Raw genomic sequence first — 13,988 nt, 5'->3', positions numbered from 1 at the left:
ACGAGTGTCTCTGATCGCTTCTGACCACTTCCGCATCGTTGTCGGCCTCGGCAAGAGCGGCATGTCCCTGGTTCGCTTCCTGGCGCACCGGGGCGTTGCTTTTGCGGTGGCCGATACGCGGGAAAATCCACCGGAGCTGGCCACGTTGCGTCGTGACTATCCCCAGGTGGAAGTGCGTTGTGGCGAGCTGGATGTCGATTTCCTGTGCCGCGCCGACGAGCTCTACGTGAGCCCCGGTCTGGCCCTGGCGACTCCGGCCCTGCAGGCCGCTGCTGCCCGTGGCGTGAAATTGTCCGGCGACATCGAGCTGTTCGCGCGTAACGCGAAGGCGCCGATCGTTGCCATCAGCGGTTCCAACGCGAAGAGCACCGTGACCACTCTGGTGGGCGAGATGGCCGCCGCCGCGGGCAAACGTGTCGCTGTGGGCGGCAACCTGGGCACCCCGGCCCTGGACCTGCTGAGCGACGACGTCGAGCTGTACGTGATGGAGCTCTCCAGCTTCCAGCTGGAAACCACCGATCAGCTGGGTGCCGAAGTGGCCACTGTGCTGAACATCAGCGAAGACCATATGGACCGCTACAGCGGCCTGCCGGCCTATCACCTGGCCAAGCACCGGATCTTCCGTGGTGCGCGGCAAGTGGTGGTCAATCGTCAGGACGCCCTGACCCGGCCGCTGCTGAGCGAGAATCTGCCGTGCTGGAGCTTCGGCCTGGGCAAGCCGGACTTCAAGGGCTTCGGCCTGCGGGAAGAGAATGGCGAGAAGTACCTGGCCTTCGAATTCCAGAATCTGCTGCCGGTGCGCGAACTGAAGATCCGCGGCGCCCACAACCAGTCCAACGCTCTCGCGGCCCTGGCCCTGGGGCATGCCGTGGGCTTGCCGTTCGACGCCATGCTTTCGGCCCTGCGCACTTTCGCCGGCCTTGAACACCGTTGCCAGTGGGTGCGGGATGTGGATGGCGTGGGTTATTACAACGACTCCAAGGCCACCAACGTCGGCGCCGCATTGGCCGCCATCGAAGGCCTGGGTGCCGACATCGACGGCAAGATCGTGCTGATCGCCGGCGGCGACGGCAAGGGCGCCGAGTTCAAGGACCTGCGTGATCCGGTGGCGGCCAACTGCCGCGCGGTGATCCTGATGGGCCGCGACTCCGACAAGATCGGTGCCGCGATCGGGGATGCCGTGCCGCTGATTCGTGCCGGCTCGCTGGTCGAGGCGGTCGCGCAATGCCGCGCTGTCGCACAGCCTGGCGACGTGGTGCTGTTGTCGCCTGCCTGCGCCAGTTTCGACATGTTCAAGAATTACGAAGACCGTGGTCACCAGTTCGTCCGTGTCGTGGAGGAGCTGGCATGAACTTGAGAAACATCATCAAGCCTTATCCGTCCCCGCTGATCACCGGGCGCGGCATCGACCTTGATTTCCCGATGCTCGCCGGCTGTCTGACCCTGCTGGGCCTGGGGCTGGTGATGATTGCCTCGGCCTCCACCGAAGTGGCGGCGGCGCAGTCGGGCAGTGCCCTGTACTACATGATTCGCCACCTGATCTACATCGTGCTGGGGCTGGGTGCCTGCATCGTCACCATGATGATTCCGATCGCCACCTGGCAGCGCTTGGGCTGGATGATGCTGATCGGGGCCTTCGGTCTGCTGGTGATGGTGATCATTCCGGGGATCGGCCGCGAAGTGAACGGTTCGATGCGCTGGATCGGCTTCAGCTTCTTCAACGTCCAGCCTTCGGAGATTGCCAAGGTATTTGTGGTGATCTACCTCGCCGGCTACCTGGTGCGACGGCAGAAGGAAGTACGGGAAAGCTGGATGGGTTTCTTCAAGCCGTTCATCGTGCTGCTGCCGATGGCCGGGCTGTTGCTGATGGAGCCGGACTTCGGCGCCACTGTGGTCATGATGGGCGCCGCTGCGGCCATGCTGTTCCTCGGCGGTGTCGGGCTGTTCCGCTTTTCCCTGATGGTGGTCCTGGCGGTGGCGGCGGTGGTCCTGCTGATTCAGATGCAGCCCTATCGGATGGCGCGTCTGACCAACTTTGCCGACCCCTGGGCCGACCAGTTCGGCGCCGGTTATCAGTTGTCCCAGGCGCTGATCGCCTTTGGTCGCGGTGAGTGGCTGGGCGTCGGCCTGGGCAACAGCGTGCAGAAACAGTTCTACCTGCCGGAAGCCCACACCGACTTCGTGTTCTCGGTCCTGGCCGAAGAGCTGGGTGCCGTGGGTTCCCTGTGCACGGTGGCGTTGTTCGTGTTCGTCTGTATCCGCGGCATGTACATCGGTCTGTGGGCCGAGAAAGCCAAGCAGTTTTTTGCCGCTTATGTGGCTTATGGCCTGTCGTTCCTGTGGATCGGCCAGTTCCTGATCAATATCGGCGTGAACGTCGGCCTGTTGCCGACCAAGGGTCTGACCCTGCCGTTCCTCAGCTATGGCGGCAGTTCGTTGGTGATCTGCTGCGCCTGTCTTGGCCTGCTGCTGCGCATCGAGTGGGAGAGCAGGACTCACCTGGGCAGCGAAGAGATGGAGTTCAGTGAAAGTGACTTTGCCGAGGAGCCGCTCCATGGGCGCTAACGTGCTGATCATGGCTGGCGGCACCGGTGGCCACGTGTTCCCGGCGCTGGCCTGTGCCCGCGAGTTCCAGGCCCGTGGCTACAGCGTGCACTGGCTGGGTACCCCCCGGGGAATCGAGAACGAGCTGGTTCCGGCTGCGGGCCTGCCGTTGCACCTGATCAACGTCACCGGTTTGCGTGGCAAGGGCAAGCTGTCCCTGCTCAAGGCGCCGTTCGTCCTGATCAAGGCGGTGCTTCAGGCCCGAAGGATTATTCGTCAGCTCAATCCGGTCTGTGTGCTGGGTTTTGGTGGTTATGTGACCGGTCCTGGCGGTGTTGCCGCCAAGTTGTCCGGAGTGCCGGTCATCGTTCACGAACAGAACGCGGTTGCCGGTACCGCCAATCGGCTGCTGGTGCCTTTGGCCGCGCGAGTCTGCGAAGCTTTCCCGGACACCTTCGGGGCGTCCGGCAGCCGCCGCACCACGGGCAATCCGGTTCGCACCGAACTGTTCCTCGAAACACCGCGCGAGGCGCTGGCCGGACGCAAGGCGCGTTTGCTGATTCTGGGCGGAAGCCTGGGGGCAGAGCCGTTGAACAAGTTACTGCCGGAAGCCCTGGCACAGCTCGCCCCCGAGCTGCGTCCGGAGGTCTTCCATCAGGCCGGAAAAAACCACGATGAAGTCACTGCAGAGCGCTATCGCGCCGCCGGCGTCGAAGCGCAGGTGCAGCCCTTTATCAAAGACATGGCCCAAGCCTATGGCTGGGCCGACCTGGTGGTCTGTCGCGCAGGCGCGCTGACCGTCAGCGAACTGGCCGCCGCCGGTCTGCCCTCGATGCTGGTGCCGCTGCCCCATGCGATCGACGATCACCAGACCCGCAACGCCGAATATTTGGCTCGTGAAGGCGCCGCTTTCCTGATGCCGCAAAGAACGACTGGTGCAGCGGACCTTGCCGCTCGCCTGACAGAGGTTTTGATGCAACCAGAACGACTCGACAAGATGGCCCAGGCCGCACGCCGCCTGGCCAAACCCGATGCCACCCTGGATGTGGTGAATATCTGCCTGGAGGTGGCTCATGGTTGAGAACCAGAAAGCCATGCCGCAGCCGGAAATGCGCCGCATCCGCCGTATCCACTTCGTCGGTATCGGCGGCGTGGGCATGTGCGGGATCGCCGAAGTGCTGCTCAACCTGGGTTACCAGGTCTCGGGTTCCGATCTCAAGGCGTCGCCGGTCACCGAGCGCCTGGAATCCTTTGGCGCGCAGATTTTCATCGGACACCGTGCCGAGAACGCCGCGAACGCCGATGTACTGGTGGTTTCCAGCGCTGTGAACACCTCCAACCCGGAAGTCGCCACTGCACTGGAACGACGTATTCCGGTGGTGCCGCGGGCGGAGATGCTTGCTGAACTGATGCGCTACCGTCACGGCGTTGCCGTGGCTGGTACGCACGGCAAGACCACCACCACCAGCCTGCTGGCTTCGGTGTTCGCCGCCGGCGGCCTGGACCCGACGTTCGTCATCGGTGGCCGGCTCAACGCCGCGGGCACCAATGCACAGCTGGGCACCAGCCGTTACCTGATTGCCGAAGCCGACGAAAGCGATGCCAGCTTCCTGCATCTGCAGCCGCTGGTGGCGGTGGTCACCAATATCGACGCCGACCATATGGCGACCTACGACGGTGACTTCAACAAACTGAAGAAAACCTTCGTCGACTTCCTGCACAACCTGCCGTTCTACGGCCTGGCGGTGATGTGCCTGGACGATCCGGTGGTGCGCGATATCCTGCCGCAGGTCAAGCGTCCGACCGTGACCTACGGCTTCAGCGAAGAAGCTGACGTGCGCGCGATCAATGTTCGCCAGCAAGGCATGCAGACCTTTTTCACCGTGCTGCGCCGCGATCGCGAGCCGCTGGATGTCTCGGTGAACATGCCGGGCAACCACAACGTGCTCAATTCCCTGGCGACCATCTGCATCGCCACCGATGAGGGCATCAGCGACGAAGCCATTGTCCAGGGCCTGTCGGGCTTCCAGGGCGTGGGCCGGCGCTTCCAGGTCTACGGCGAGCTGCCGGTGGACGGCGGCAACGTCATGTTGGTGGACGACTACGGTCACCACCCGACCGAGGTCGCCGCGGTGATCAAGGCCGTGCGTGGCGGTTGGCCGGAGCGCCGCCTGGTGATGGTCTACCAGCCGCACCGCTTCAGCCGTACCCGCGATCTGTATGACGATTTCGTGCAGGTGCTGGCCGATGCCAACGTCTTGCTGTTGATGGAGGTCTACCCGGCCGGTGAAGAGCCGATTCCCGGGGCGGACAGTCGCCAGCTGTGCCATAGCATCCGTCAGCGTGGCCAGTTGGATCCGATCTACATCGAGCGTGGCGTCGATCTGGCGCCGTTGGTCAAGCCGCTGCTGCGTGCCGGCGACATTCTGCTGTGTCAGGGCGCCGGTGATATCGGCGGTCTGGCGCCCAAACTGCTCAACAGCCCGTTGTTCGACGGCGCTGTGGCCGCGGGCAAGGGAGTGTCGAAATGACGGCTGCCTACGCCAAGCTGTTCTCCACCGTGGCCCCGGGCGACTTCGGCCGGGTTGCCGTGCTCTATGGCGGCAAGAGCGCCGAGCGCGAAGTTTCGCTGAAGTCCGGCAAGGCCGTGCTTGAAGCCCTGCAGAGCGGCGGCGTGAACGCTTTCGGCATCGACGTCGGCGACGATCTGCTGCAGCGTCTCTTGAGCGAGAAGATCGATCGCGCCTTCATCATTCTTCACGGCCGTGGCGGTGAAGACGGCAGCATGCAAGGTCTGCTGGAGTGCCTGGGCATTCCTTATACCGGCAGTGGCATCCTGGCGTCGGCCCTGGCCATGGACAAGCTGCGCACCAAGCAGGTGTGGCACAGCCTGGGCATTCCGACGCCGCGTCACGCGGTCCTGAGCTCGGAAGCCGACTGTATTTCCGCGGTGGCGGAACTGGGCCTGCCTTTGATCGTCAAACCGGCTCATGAAGGCTCCAGTATCGGTATGGCCAAGGTGACTTCCGCGCCCGAGTTGATCGACGCATGGAAGGCGGCCAGTACCTACGATTCGCAAGTGTTGGTCGAGCAATGGATCCAGGGTCCCGAGTTCACCATCGCGACCCTGCGTGGTCAGGTGCTGCCACCGATCGCCCTGGGCACTCCTCACACGTTTTACGACTACGACGCCAAGTACCTGGCTTCCGATACCCAGTACCGGATTCCATGCGGCCTCGATAGCACCAAGGAACAGGAACTGATGGACCTCACGGCGAAAGCCTGTGAGGCGCTCGGTATTGCCGGTTGGGCACGTGCCGATGTGATGCAGGACGCCCAGGGGCAGTTCTGGTTCCTGGAAGTCAACACCGCTCCCGGGATGACCGATCACAGTCTGGTGCCGATGGCCGCCCGTGCGGCCGGTCTGGATTTCCAGCAGTTGGTCCTGGCCATCCTGGCAGCCAGTCTTGAGGCGAGAGGTTAAGTCCATGCAAGGCGCGTCGCTTCGTCATCAGCAACCCGCACCCGGCCGCAAGCCGGTGCCGCGGGGTGCCAGCCGCATGGTGGCCAAAGAGCCGATGTCGGTGCGCCTGCCGAAAGCCAACTTCGGCTTTCTGAAAAGCCTGTTCTGGCCGGTACTGCTGGTGGCGCTGGGGTTTGGCACCTATGAAGGTGCCCAGCGCTTGCTGCCATACGCCGACCGGCCGATCACCAAGATCGCGGTGCAGGGGGACTTGAGCTACATCAGCCAGCAGGCGGTGCAGCAGCGGATCGCGCCCTATGTCGCGGCGAGCTTCTTCACCATCGACCTGGCGAGCATGCGCACCGAGCTGGAACAGATGCCCTGGATCGCCCACGCCGAAGTTCGTCGGGTGTGGCCGGACCAGGTTGTGATTCGCCTGGAAGAACAATTGCCGGTGGCCCGTTGGGGCGACGAGGCGCTGTTGAACAACCAGGGCCAGGCCTTCACCCCGCGTGAACTGGCGAACTACGAACACTTGCCGCAGTTGTTTGGGCCGCAGCGGGCCCAGCAGCAAGTGATGCAGCAGTATCAGGTGTTGAGCCAGATGCTGCGGCCGCTGGGCTTTTCGATCGCCCGTCTGGAGCTGCGCGAGCGCGGCAGTTGGTTCCTGACCACCGGTGCCGGCAGTGCCGGTCCCGGTATCGAGTTGCTCTTGGGCCGCGATCATCTGGTGGAGAAGATGCGCCGCTTCATTGCCATTTATGAAAAAACGCTGAAAGAACAGATCACGAACATCGCGCGCATCGATCTGCGCTATGCCAACGGCCTGGCCGTGGGCTGGCGCGATCCGGCGGCACCCACGACGGCGCAACCTGCCGTCGCGAAGAATTAAGAAGAGGCAGGACCATGGCAAATGTGCAAAGCGGCAAAATGATCGTCGGCCTGGATATCGGCACCTCCAAGGTGGTGGCGCTGGTGGGCGAAGTCGCGGCCGATGGCTCGCTGGAAATCGTCGGCATCGGCACCCATCCTTCCCGCGGCCTGAAGAAGGGCGTGGTGGTGAATATCGAGTCCACCGTGCAGTCGATCCAGCGCGCGGTGGAAGAGGCGCAACTGATGGCGGGCTGCCGCATCCACTCGGCGTTCGTCGGCGTGGCGGGCAATCACATCCGCAGCCTGAACTCCCACGGCATCGTGGCGATCCGCGACCGTGAAGTCAGCGCAGCGGACCTGGAGCGGGTACTGGATGCGGCACAGGCCGTGGCGATCCCGGCTGACCAGCGGGTCCTGCACACCCTGCCGCAGGATTACGTGATCGATAACCAGGAAGGCGTGCGCGAGCCTTTGGGCATGTCCGGCGTGCGCCTGGAAGCCAAGGTGCACGTGGTGACCTGCGCGGTGAATGCCGCGCAGAACATCGAGAAGTGCGTGCGTCGCTGCGGCCTGGAAATTGACGACATCATCCTCGAACAACTGGCTTCGGCCTATTCGGTACTCACCGACGACGAGAAAGAGCTGGGTGTATGCCTGGTGGACATCGGCGGCGGCACCACCGACATGGCGATCTTCACCGAAGGCGCGATCCGTCACACCGCGGTGATCCCGATTGCCGGCGATCAGGTGACCAACGACATCGCCATGGCCTTGCGCACGCCGACCCAGTACGCCGAAGAGATCAAGATCCGTTACGCCTGCGCCCTGGCCAAGCTGGCTGGCGCCGGCGAGACCATCAAGGTGCCGAGCGTCGGCGATCGTCCGCCGCGCGAGCTGTCGCGCCAGGCCCTGGCCGAAGTGGTCGAGCCGCGTTACGACGAGCTGTTCACCCTGATCCAGGCCGAGCTGCGTCGCAGCGGCTACGAAGACCTGATCCCGGCGGGCATCGTGCTCACCGGCGGCACTTCGAAGATGGAAGGTGCGGTGGAACTGGCCGAGGAAATTTTCCACATGCCGGTTCGCCTGGGCGTGCCCCACAGTGTCAAGGGCCTGTCCGACGTGGTGCGCAACCCGATCTATTCCACCGGTGTCGGCTTGCTGCTGTACGGACTGCAGAAACAGTCCGACGGCATCTCGTTCTCCGGCATCGGCAGCCGCGACAGCTACAGCAGCGACGAGCCCAAGGCCGCGTTGCTGGATCGCATCAAGAGCTGGGTCCAGGGCAACTTCTAAAGATTTACCGCAACACCGTTTCAAAGCAGTAGGCAGTAGGCGAAAAACTAGAGAAATGAAAGGAGAGGGAAAATGTTCGAACTCGTAGACAACATCCCGCAGAGTCCGGTAATCAAGGTTATCGGTGTTGGCGGTGGCGGCGGCAACGCGGTCAATCACATGGTCAAGAGCAACATCGAAGGCGTCGAGTTCATCTGCGCCAACACTGATGCTCAAGCGCTGAAAAACATCGGCGCGCGGACCATCCTGCAACTGGGTACCGGCGTGACCAAGGGCCTGGGTGCTGGCGCCAATCCGGAAGTCGGCCGTCAAGCCGCTCTGGAAGACCGCGAGCGTATCGCCGAAGTACTGGCGGGCACCAACATGGTGTTCATCACCACCGGCATGGGCGGCGGTACCGGTACCGGTGCAGCGCCAATCATTGCTGAAGTGGCCAAGGAAATGGGCATCCTCACCGTCGCGGTGGTGACCCGTCCGTTCCCGTTCGAAGGCCGCAAGCGCATGCAGATCGCCGATGAGGGCATCCGCGCGCTGAGCGAAAGCGTCGACTCGTTGATCACCATTCCCAACGAGAAGTTGCTGACCATCCTCGGCAAGGACGCCAGCCTGCTGTCGGCTTTCGCCAAGGCTGACGACGTGTTGGCCGGTGCCGTTCGCGGTATCTCCGACATCATCAAGCGTCCGGGCATGATCAACGTCGACTTCGCCGACGTACGCACCGTGATGAGCGAAATGGGCATGGCGATGATGGGCACTGGCTGCGCCAGCGGTCCTAACCGTGCACGTGAAGCCACTGAAGCGGCGATCCGCAACCCGCTGCTGGAAGACGTGAACCTGGAAGGTGCACGCGGCATCCTGGTGAACATCACCGCAGGTCCCGACCTGTCCCTGGGTGAGTACTCCGACGTGGGTAGCATCATCGAAGCCTTCGCTTCCGAACACGCCATGGTCAAGGTCGGTACCGTTATCGATCCGGACATGCGTGACGAGCTGCATGTAACCGTAGTGGCCACCGGCCTGGGCGCGAAAATCGAGAAGCCTGTGAAGGTCATCGACAACACCGTTCAGACTTCCATGTCCGCGCAGTCGCAACCGGCTCCTGCTCGTCAGGAACTGCCGTCGGTGAACTACCGTGACCTGGATCGTCCGACCGTCATGCGCAATCAGGCGCAGTCGAACGCGGCGACCGCGGCGAAGCTGAATCCGCAAGATGATCTGGATTACCTGGACATCCCGGCATTCCTGCGTCGTCAGGCCGATTGATGGAATGTATCAGGGGTATTAGGGTGATTGGTGTTCAGCAAAGGCATGGTCTGCTATTATCGCCAGCCTTTGTTGATACCAGTTCGCAATTTGCGCTGAAGCGGCCCAAGCCATGATTAAACAACGCACCCTGAAGAATATTATCCGTGCCACAGGTGTAGGCCTGCATTCCGGGGAGAAGGTTTACCTGACCCTCAAGCCTGCGCCTGTCGACACCGGCATTGTGTTTTGTCGTGCCGACCTGGACCCTGTGGTGCAGATTCCTGCTCGCGCGGAAAATGTTGGCGAAACCACGATGTCGACCACTCTGGTCAACGGTGACGTCAAAGTGGACACGGTGGAGCACTTGCTCTCGGCCATGGCTGGCCTGGGCATCGATAACGCCTACGTCGAGCTCTCCGCGTCCGAAGTCCCGATCATGGATGGCAGTGCCGGACCCTTCGTATTCCTGATTCAATCTGCTGGCCTCGAAGAACAGGACGCAGCTAAAAAGTTCATCCGCATCCTTCGTGAAGTGACCGTGGAAGACGGCGACAAGCGCGCCACTTTCGTGCCTTTCGATGGTTTTAAAGTGAGCTTCGAGATCGATTTCGATCACCCGGTTTTCCGTGACCGCACCCAGAGTGCAAGCGTGGACTTCTCCAGCACTTCGTTTGTAAAAGAAGTCAGCCGCGCCCGTACCTTTGGTTTCATGAGTGATATCGAGTACCTGCGCAAGCACAACCTCGCACTCGGCGGCAGCGTGGAAAACGCCATTGTGGTCGATTCGGATGGCGTACTGAATGAAGACGGCCTTCGTTACGAAGACGAATTCGTCAAGCACAAGATCCTGGATGCAATTGGTGACCTCTACCTGCTGGGCAATAGCCTGATAGGCGAGTTCAAAGGCTTCAAGTCGGGCCACGCACTGAACAACCAGCTACTGCGCAAGTTGATTGAGCAGAAAGATGCCTGGGAAGTCGTGACCTTCGAAGACGCCAGTACTGCACCGATCTCTTACATGCGTCCGGTCGCGGCCGTGTAAGTACTCTCTCTTTCCTTTTGTTTTTGAAGGCCATCCCCCCGGATGGCCTTTTTTTATGCCCAAGGTTTCAGGCGCTGCGCGGGTAGCCGCTGTAGGACATGTTGGAAACCACCCGATTGCGACCGCTGGATTTGGCCTGATACAGCGCCTTGTCGGCGTCGCTTACCCATTGTTCCAGAGCGATCTCGGCATGGCCTGACCAGGTATTGATGCCAATGCTCACGGTCAGTGGCGTGGCCTGCGCGCTGACGGCCGGCAAGGCGGCGATGCTGGCGCGGATCTTCTCCGCCAGGACGGCGGCACCAGCGCTGTCGGTCCCCGGCAGGACAACTGCAAATTCCTCGCCGCCATAGCGCGCCGCCAGGTCCGACGGCCGCCCGGCGCATGCGTCGATGCACTGCGCCACCGCACGCAGGGCCTGGTCCCCCAGCGGATGGCCGAAGCGGTCGTTGAAGGATTTGAAGTGATCGACGTCGATCATCAACAGCGACAACGGCAGATGGGTGCGTCGGGCCCGGGCCCATTCGTTGCTCAGCACCTGGTCCAGGGTCCGGCGATTGGCCACGCCGGTGAGGGCATCGACGGCTGCCAGGCGTGCCAGCTCCTGCTCGGCGTTCTGTCGGCGCCGCAGTTCGCGACACAGTTGCCAGGTCAACCAGAACAGAGCGATGCACAGCCCCCCAGTGGCACCGCTGATCAGCAGCGCGGTACGTTGCCAGGCCGCGAAGACCTCATCGATGGACAGCGCGACAATCACAATCAGCGGCAGATCGCCCACCTGGGAAAAGGTGTACAGCCGTTGCCTCTGATCAACACTGGAAACGCTTCTGAAGCTGCCATTGCCTTCGCGCAGGATGCGCAAGAAGTTGGGACGGTTGCTGAAGTTCTTGCCAATCAGGTCATCCGCCAGGGGCGGCTGTTGGGCCAGCAGCACCCCATCGCGGCTGATCAGGTTGATCGAGCCGTTGCGACCGATATCCAGATTCTTGAACAGCTCATTGAAGTAGCTCAGGCGCATGGCCGCCTCGGCTACCCCAATGAACTGGCCATGCTCATCGCTGAGCCGCCGGCTGAAGCTGATCCGCCAATCGTGATCGGTGGTGCGCGCGCGGAACGGCGGACTGATCATCATGCCCGGGTCCGGATTGTCGAGGTGCGATCGAAAGTACTCGCGATCGGCGTAGTTACCTGTGCGCGGCACGACCGAGGCCGAGTCGGCCAGCACGTTGCCGTGCCTGTCCAGCAGCAGGATGTCGCCCTTGTAGGGCGCGGCGGTGGCCCGGTCGAACAGTGCCAGATGACGGATGGACGCCGAAATGCCCTTGAGGTCGTCGCGTTGCGTGGCGTTGATCAGGCCCTTGAGGGACAGGTCGTAGAGCTCGACGTTGCGCAACACATCGGCATCGATCAGTTGCACGATGTTGTTCGCGGCACGGGTCGCTGCCTGCTCGGCAGCCGCGTGTTCGCGGATCAACAGGTAGGTGACGATGCTGAGAATGGCCACGACGATCAGCGAACTGGCCAGGACCACCAGGCGTTCCGTCTTTGACGCGATTTTCCCTGTGCGAGGGGGCGCACTGCTCACGCTCATGATTTTGATTTCTGCTACGTCGACAGGTGTCAGTCTAGTGTGGACGTGGGTTACAGAAATCGGTCACGCCGTCGCGCCTGTATAAATCCCGGATACAAAAAAGGCCAGCAAAACATGCCGGCCTTTTTGACTGAAGCGCCTTAGAAGACGTTGATCGGGTAGTCGACGATCACTCGGTATTCATCGGTGTCGTTATCCAGCGCGCCATAGCCGTTGCCGCCACGGTTGGTCGCCCATTGCAGGCGTACGGCGAGGTCCTTGGCGCTGCCGCCCTGGACCACGTACTTGAGGTCCAGATCGCGCTCCCAGTGCTTGGCGTTCTTGCCGTCGGCGCTGTACCAGGAGGCATAGCCACGGCTGTCCGGATCGACCTTGGTCAGGTCCAGTTCACCGCGGGAGTAGGACAGCGACGAAGTCAGGCCCGGCAGGCCGAGGCCGGCAAAGTCGTACGCATACTTGAGCTTCCACGACCGCTCGTTGGGACCGTTGAAGTCCGAATACTGCTGGGAGTTGTCCAGGTAGATGCTGTCACCCTGGGCGATGTAGTCGAACGGGGTGTTGCCGTTGACCCGCTGGTAGGCGGCCGTGACGCTGTGACTGCCCACGCCGACGGTGAAGTGCAGGCTGTAGGTGTTGTTGTCGATGTGGCCCAGCAGGGCCTGGCCGGTGTCCTGGGTGTGATAGACGTGCAGGCCAGGGTTGAGGCTGACCAGGTCGTTGACCGCGTAGGTGTAGTCCAGGTCGTAGTAGTACTGGTTCCAGATGTCCTTGAGTTCGGAGGCGTAGAGGCTGCTGGTCAGCCCCGGCACGCCGCTCCAGGCCACCCCGGCCCAGTTCAGGTGCCGGCTCTCGTCACCATCGCGCAGGCTGCCGTAGGAGCTGCCGATGCGTTTGTGTCCGCTCTGGTTGTAGGGTTTGGTGAAGCTGGCCTGGCCACCCTCGATCATCCAGCCGTCGAAGCTACGGTTGGTCAGGCTGATGCCGCGGAAGGTCTGCGGCAGCATGCGGCTCATGCCCCCGGCGATCACCGGGTTGTTGAGGAACAGGTCGCCGGCCTTGAGCTCGGTGTCGAAGGCACGCATCTTCAAGGTGGCCCCGGCGCTGGAGAACGACCCCGGCGCCTTGTGCTGGCCACCGTCGCTGACGGGCAGGATGCTCGAGTTGCTGGTGCCGCCACCGCCGTCCAGCTTGAGACCGAGCATGGCATTGGCATCCAGGCCGAAGCCCAGGGTGCCCTGGGTATAGCCGGACTCGAAGACACCGAGCAAACCCTGGCCCCATTCGATGTTGTCATCCGCCTGCTGCTGCCGGTTGCGGTTCATGTAGTAGTTGCGCGCGTTGAGCTTGAGGCTCGATCCGGCGACAAAGCCTTCGCTCTTGCTCTCTTCGCCGGCCTGGGCCGAGGCGGGGATCGTTGCAGCGATTGCAATGAATAGTGGACTGGCTTTCAGTGAGATCCTGAACAACGTGTAGCTCCTTTGGTGGATGAACTGGGTTTCTTATTGTGAAATCGCGAGTTGCTTGCCCCAGGCTCGACGCCTGTGGCGCGGGTTCTTGCGTGGCAAAAAAAAGCCGCTGAAGTCAGCGGCTTTAAGACAACTTGCTCCGGGGTTGAAAGCAGAGAAGTTGTCGAGGGAATCGAGTCGGTATCGCGGCTCAGCTGTCTTTTCGAGCGTCGCTCTGTTTTTGCTCAGCTGTGACTTTCTGGGCTTGCTGACTGTTTTGCTGCTGGGCGGCCTGGGCGATCTGGGCTTGTTCGAATGCGGCGGCGCGTGCGGCATTTCTGGCCACGAATCCCTGGGATTCCTCGGCCATGGCCATTGGCGCCACGAACAGAGAGGACAAAACAAAGGCGCTGGCGATACCCATACTGTTGGACATTTCTGAAGACCTTCTTGCAGAGCAAGTTCAATTCGGTGCGACAAAAATATAACCAG

Annotated in this window: 12 protein-coding genes; 9 read left to right on the top strand and 3 right to left on the bottom strand. The window is 62.1% G+C overall.

Annotated features, from left to right (window positions below):
• The first annotated feature begins 4 nt into the window (after window positions 1–4).
• From murD to lpxC, 9 genes are all read left to right on the top strand, one after another.
• Window positions 5–1,351: a UDP-N-acetylmuramoyl-L-alanine--D-glutamate ligase gene (gene murD / locus POS17_RS24855; RefSeq protein WP_060840965.1), complete on the top strand. Its 1,347-nt coding sequence runs from the start codon at window positions 5–7 to the stop codon at window positions 1,349–1,351.
• Window positions 1,348–2,565 carry a putative lipid II flippase FtsW gene (gene ftsW, locus POS17_RS24850; protein ID WP_016966663.1) on the top strand — a complete coding sequence of 406 codons (1,218 nt, stop codon included), beginning with the start codon at window positions 1,348–1,350 and terminating at the stop codon, window positions 2,563–2,565. The genes murD and ftsW overlap by 4 nt, the downstream gene beginning before the upstream one ends.
• Window positions 2,555–3,625, top strand: coding sequence for an undecaprenyldiphospho-muramoylpentapeptide beta-N-acetylglucosaminyltransferase (murG, locus tag POS17_RS24845; RefSeq protein WP_060840964.1), 1,071 nt, complete (start codon window positions 2,555–2,557; stop codon window positions 3,623–3,625). The genes ftsW and murG overlap by 11 nt, the downstream gene beginning before the upstream one ends.
• Entirely contained in the window at window positions 3,618–5,075 is a 1,458-nt protein-coding gene (gene murC / locus POS17_RS24840) for a UDP-N-acetylmuramate--L-alanine ligase (RefSeq protein WP_060840963.1), read from the top strand. The genes murG and murC overlap by 8 nt, the downstream gene beginning before the upstream one ends.
• On the top strand, window positions 5,072–6,028 hold the full coding sequence (locus POS17_RS24835) for a D-alanine--D-alanine ligase (protein WP_060840962.1): 957 nt from the start codon (window positions 5,072–5,074) through the stop codon (window positions 6,026–6,028). The genes murC and POS17_RS24835 overlap by 4 nt, the downstream gene beginning before the upstream one ends.
• Window positions 6,029–6,032: 4 nt before the next feature.
• On the top strand, window positions 6,033–6,899 hold the full coding sequence (locus POS17_RS24830; RefSeq protein ID WP_016966667.1) for a cell division protein FtsQ/DivIB: 867 nt from the start codon (window positions 6,033–6,035) through the stop codon (window positions 6,897–6,899).
• A 14-nt stretch (window positions 6,900–6,913) separates the two neighbouring features.
• Window positions 6,914–8,173 (top strand): cell division protein FtsA, encoded by a 1,260-nt coding sequence (gene ftsA / locus POS17_RS24825; protein WP_060840961.1) that lies wholly within the window; start codon window positions 6,914–6,916, stop codon window positions 8,171–8,173.
• Window positions 8,174–8,245: 72 nt separating this feature from the next.
• A complete protein-coding gene (gene ftsZ, locus POS17_RS24820; protein WP_060840960.1) occupies window positions 8,246–9,436 on the top strand; it encodes a cell division protein FtsZ in 1,191 nt (396 codons plus the stop codon).
• A 112-nt stretch (window positions 9,437–9,548) separates the two neighbouring features.
• Entirely contained in the window at window positions 9,549–10,460 is a 912-nt protein-coding gene (lpxC, locus tag POS17_RS24815) for a UDP-3-O-acyl-N-acetylglucosamine deacetylase (protein ID WP_011063304.1), read from the top strand.
• 67 nt (window positions 10,461–10,527) lie between these two features.
• Here the strand turns inward: lpxC and POS17_RS24810 are convergent, their stop codons facing one another.
• The 3 genes from POS17_RS24810 to POS17_RS24800 form a co-directional block, all read right to left on the bottom strand.
• Window positions 10,528–12,051: a sensor domain-containing diguanylate cyclase gene (locus POS17_RS24810; protein WP_060840959.1), complete on the bottom strand. Its 1,524-nt coding sequence runs from the start codon at window positions 12,049–12,051 to the stop codon at window positions 10,528–10,530.
• Between the two features lie 140 nt (window positions 12,052–12,191).
• On the bottom strand, window positions 12,192–13,517 hold the full coding sequence (locus POS17_RS24805; protein ID WP_060840958.1) for an OprD family porin: 1,326 nt from the start codon (window positions 13,515–13,517) through the stop codon (window positions 12,192–12,194).
• A gap of 190 nt (window positions 13,518–13,707) precedes the next feature.
• Window positions 13,708–13,932: a hypothetical protein gene (locus POS17_RS24800; protein ID WP_060840957.1), complete on the bottom strand. Its 225-nt coding sequence runs from the start codon at window positions 13,930–13,932 to the stop codon at window positions 13,708–13,710.
• Window positions 13,933–13,988 lie beyond the last annotated feature (56 nt).

It is taken from the genome of Pseudomonas sp. Os17, assembly GCF_001547895.1.
Classification (GTDB): domain Bacteria; phylum Pseudomonadota; class Gammaproteobacteria; order Pseudomonadales; family Pseudomonadaceae; genus Aquipseudomonas.
This window is presented reverse-complemented; position numbering and strand designations above follow the sequence as displayed.

What these genes read in the sequence shown, in the direction of transcription:
- POS17_RS24810 (WP_060840959.1), bottom strand. Translation starts at nt 12,051, where the DNA reads ATGAGCGTGAGCAGTGCGCCCCCTCGCACAGGGAAAATCGCGTCAAAG.
- murC (WP_060840963.1), top strand. Translation starts at nt 3,618, where the DNA reads ATGGTTGAGAACCAGAAAGCCATGCCGCAGCCGGAAATGCGCCGCATC.
- ftsA (WP_060840961.1), top strand. Translation starts at nt 6,914, where the DNA reads ATGGCAAATGTGCAAAGCGGCAAAATGATCGTCGGCCTGGATATCGGC.
- POS17_RS24830 (WP_016966667.1), top strand. Translation starts at nt 6,033, where the DNA reads ATGCAAGGCGCGTCGCTTCGTCATCAGCAACCCGCACCCGGCCGCAAG.
- ftsZ (WP_060840960.1), top strand. Translation starts at nt 8,246, where the DNA reads ATGTTCGAACTCGTAGACAACATCCCGCAGAGTCCGGTAATCAAGGTT.
- POS17_RS24835 (WP_060840962.1), top strand. Translation starts at nt 5,072, where the DNA reads ATGACGGCTGCCTACGCCAAGCTGTTCTCCACCGTGGCCCCGGGCGAC.
- POS17_RS24800 (WP_060840957.1), bottom strand. Translation starts at nt 13,932, where the DNA reads ATGTCCAACAGTATGGGTATCGCCAGCGCCTTTGTTTTGTCCTCTCTG.
- murG (WP_060840964.1), top strand. Translation starts at nt 2,555, where the DNA reads ATGGGCGCTAACGTGCTGATCATGGCTGGCGGCACCGGTGGCCACGTG.
- lpxC (WP_011063304.1), top strand. Translation starts at nt 9,549, where the DNA reads ATGATTAAACAACGCACCCTGAAGAATATTATCCGTGCCACAGGTGTA.
- ftsW (WP_016966663.1), top strand. Translation starts at nt 1,348, where the DNA reads ATGAACTTGAGAAACATCATCAAGCCTTATCCGTCCCCGCTGATCACC.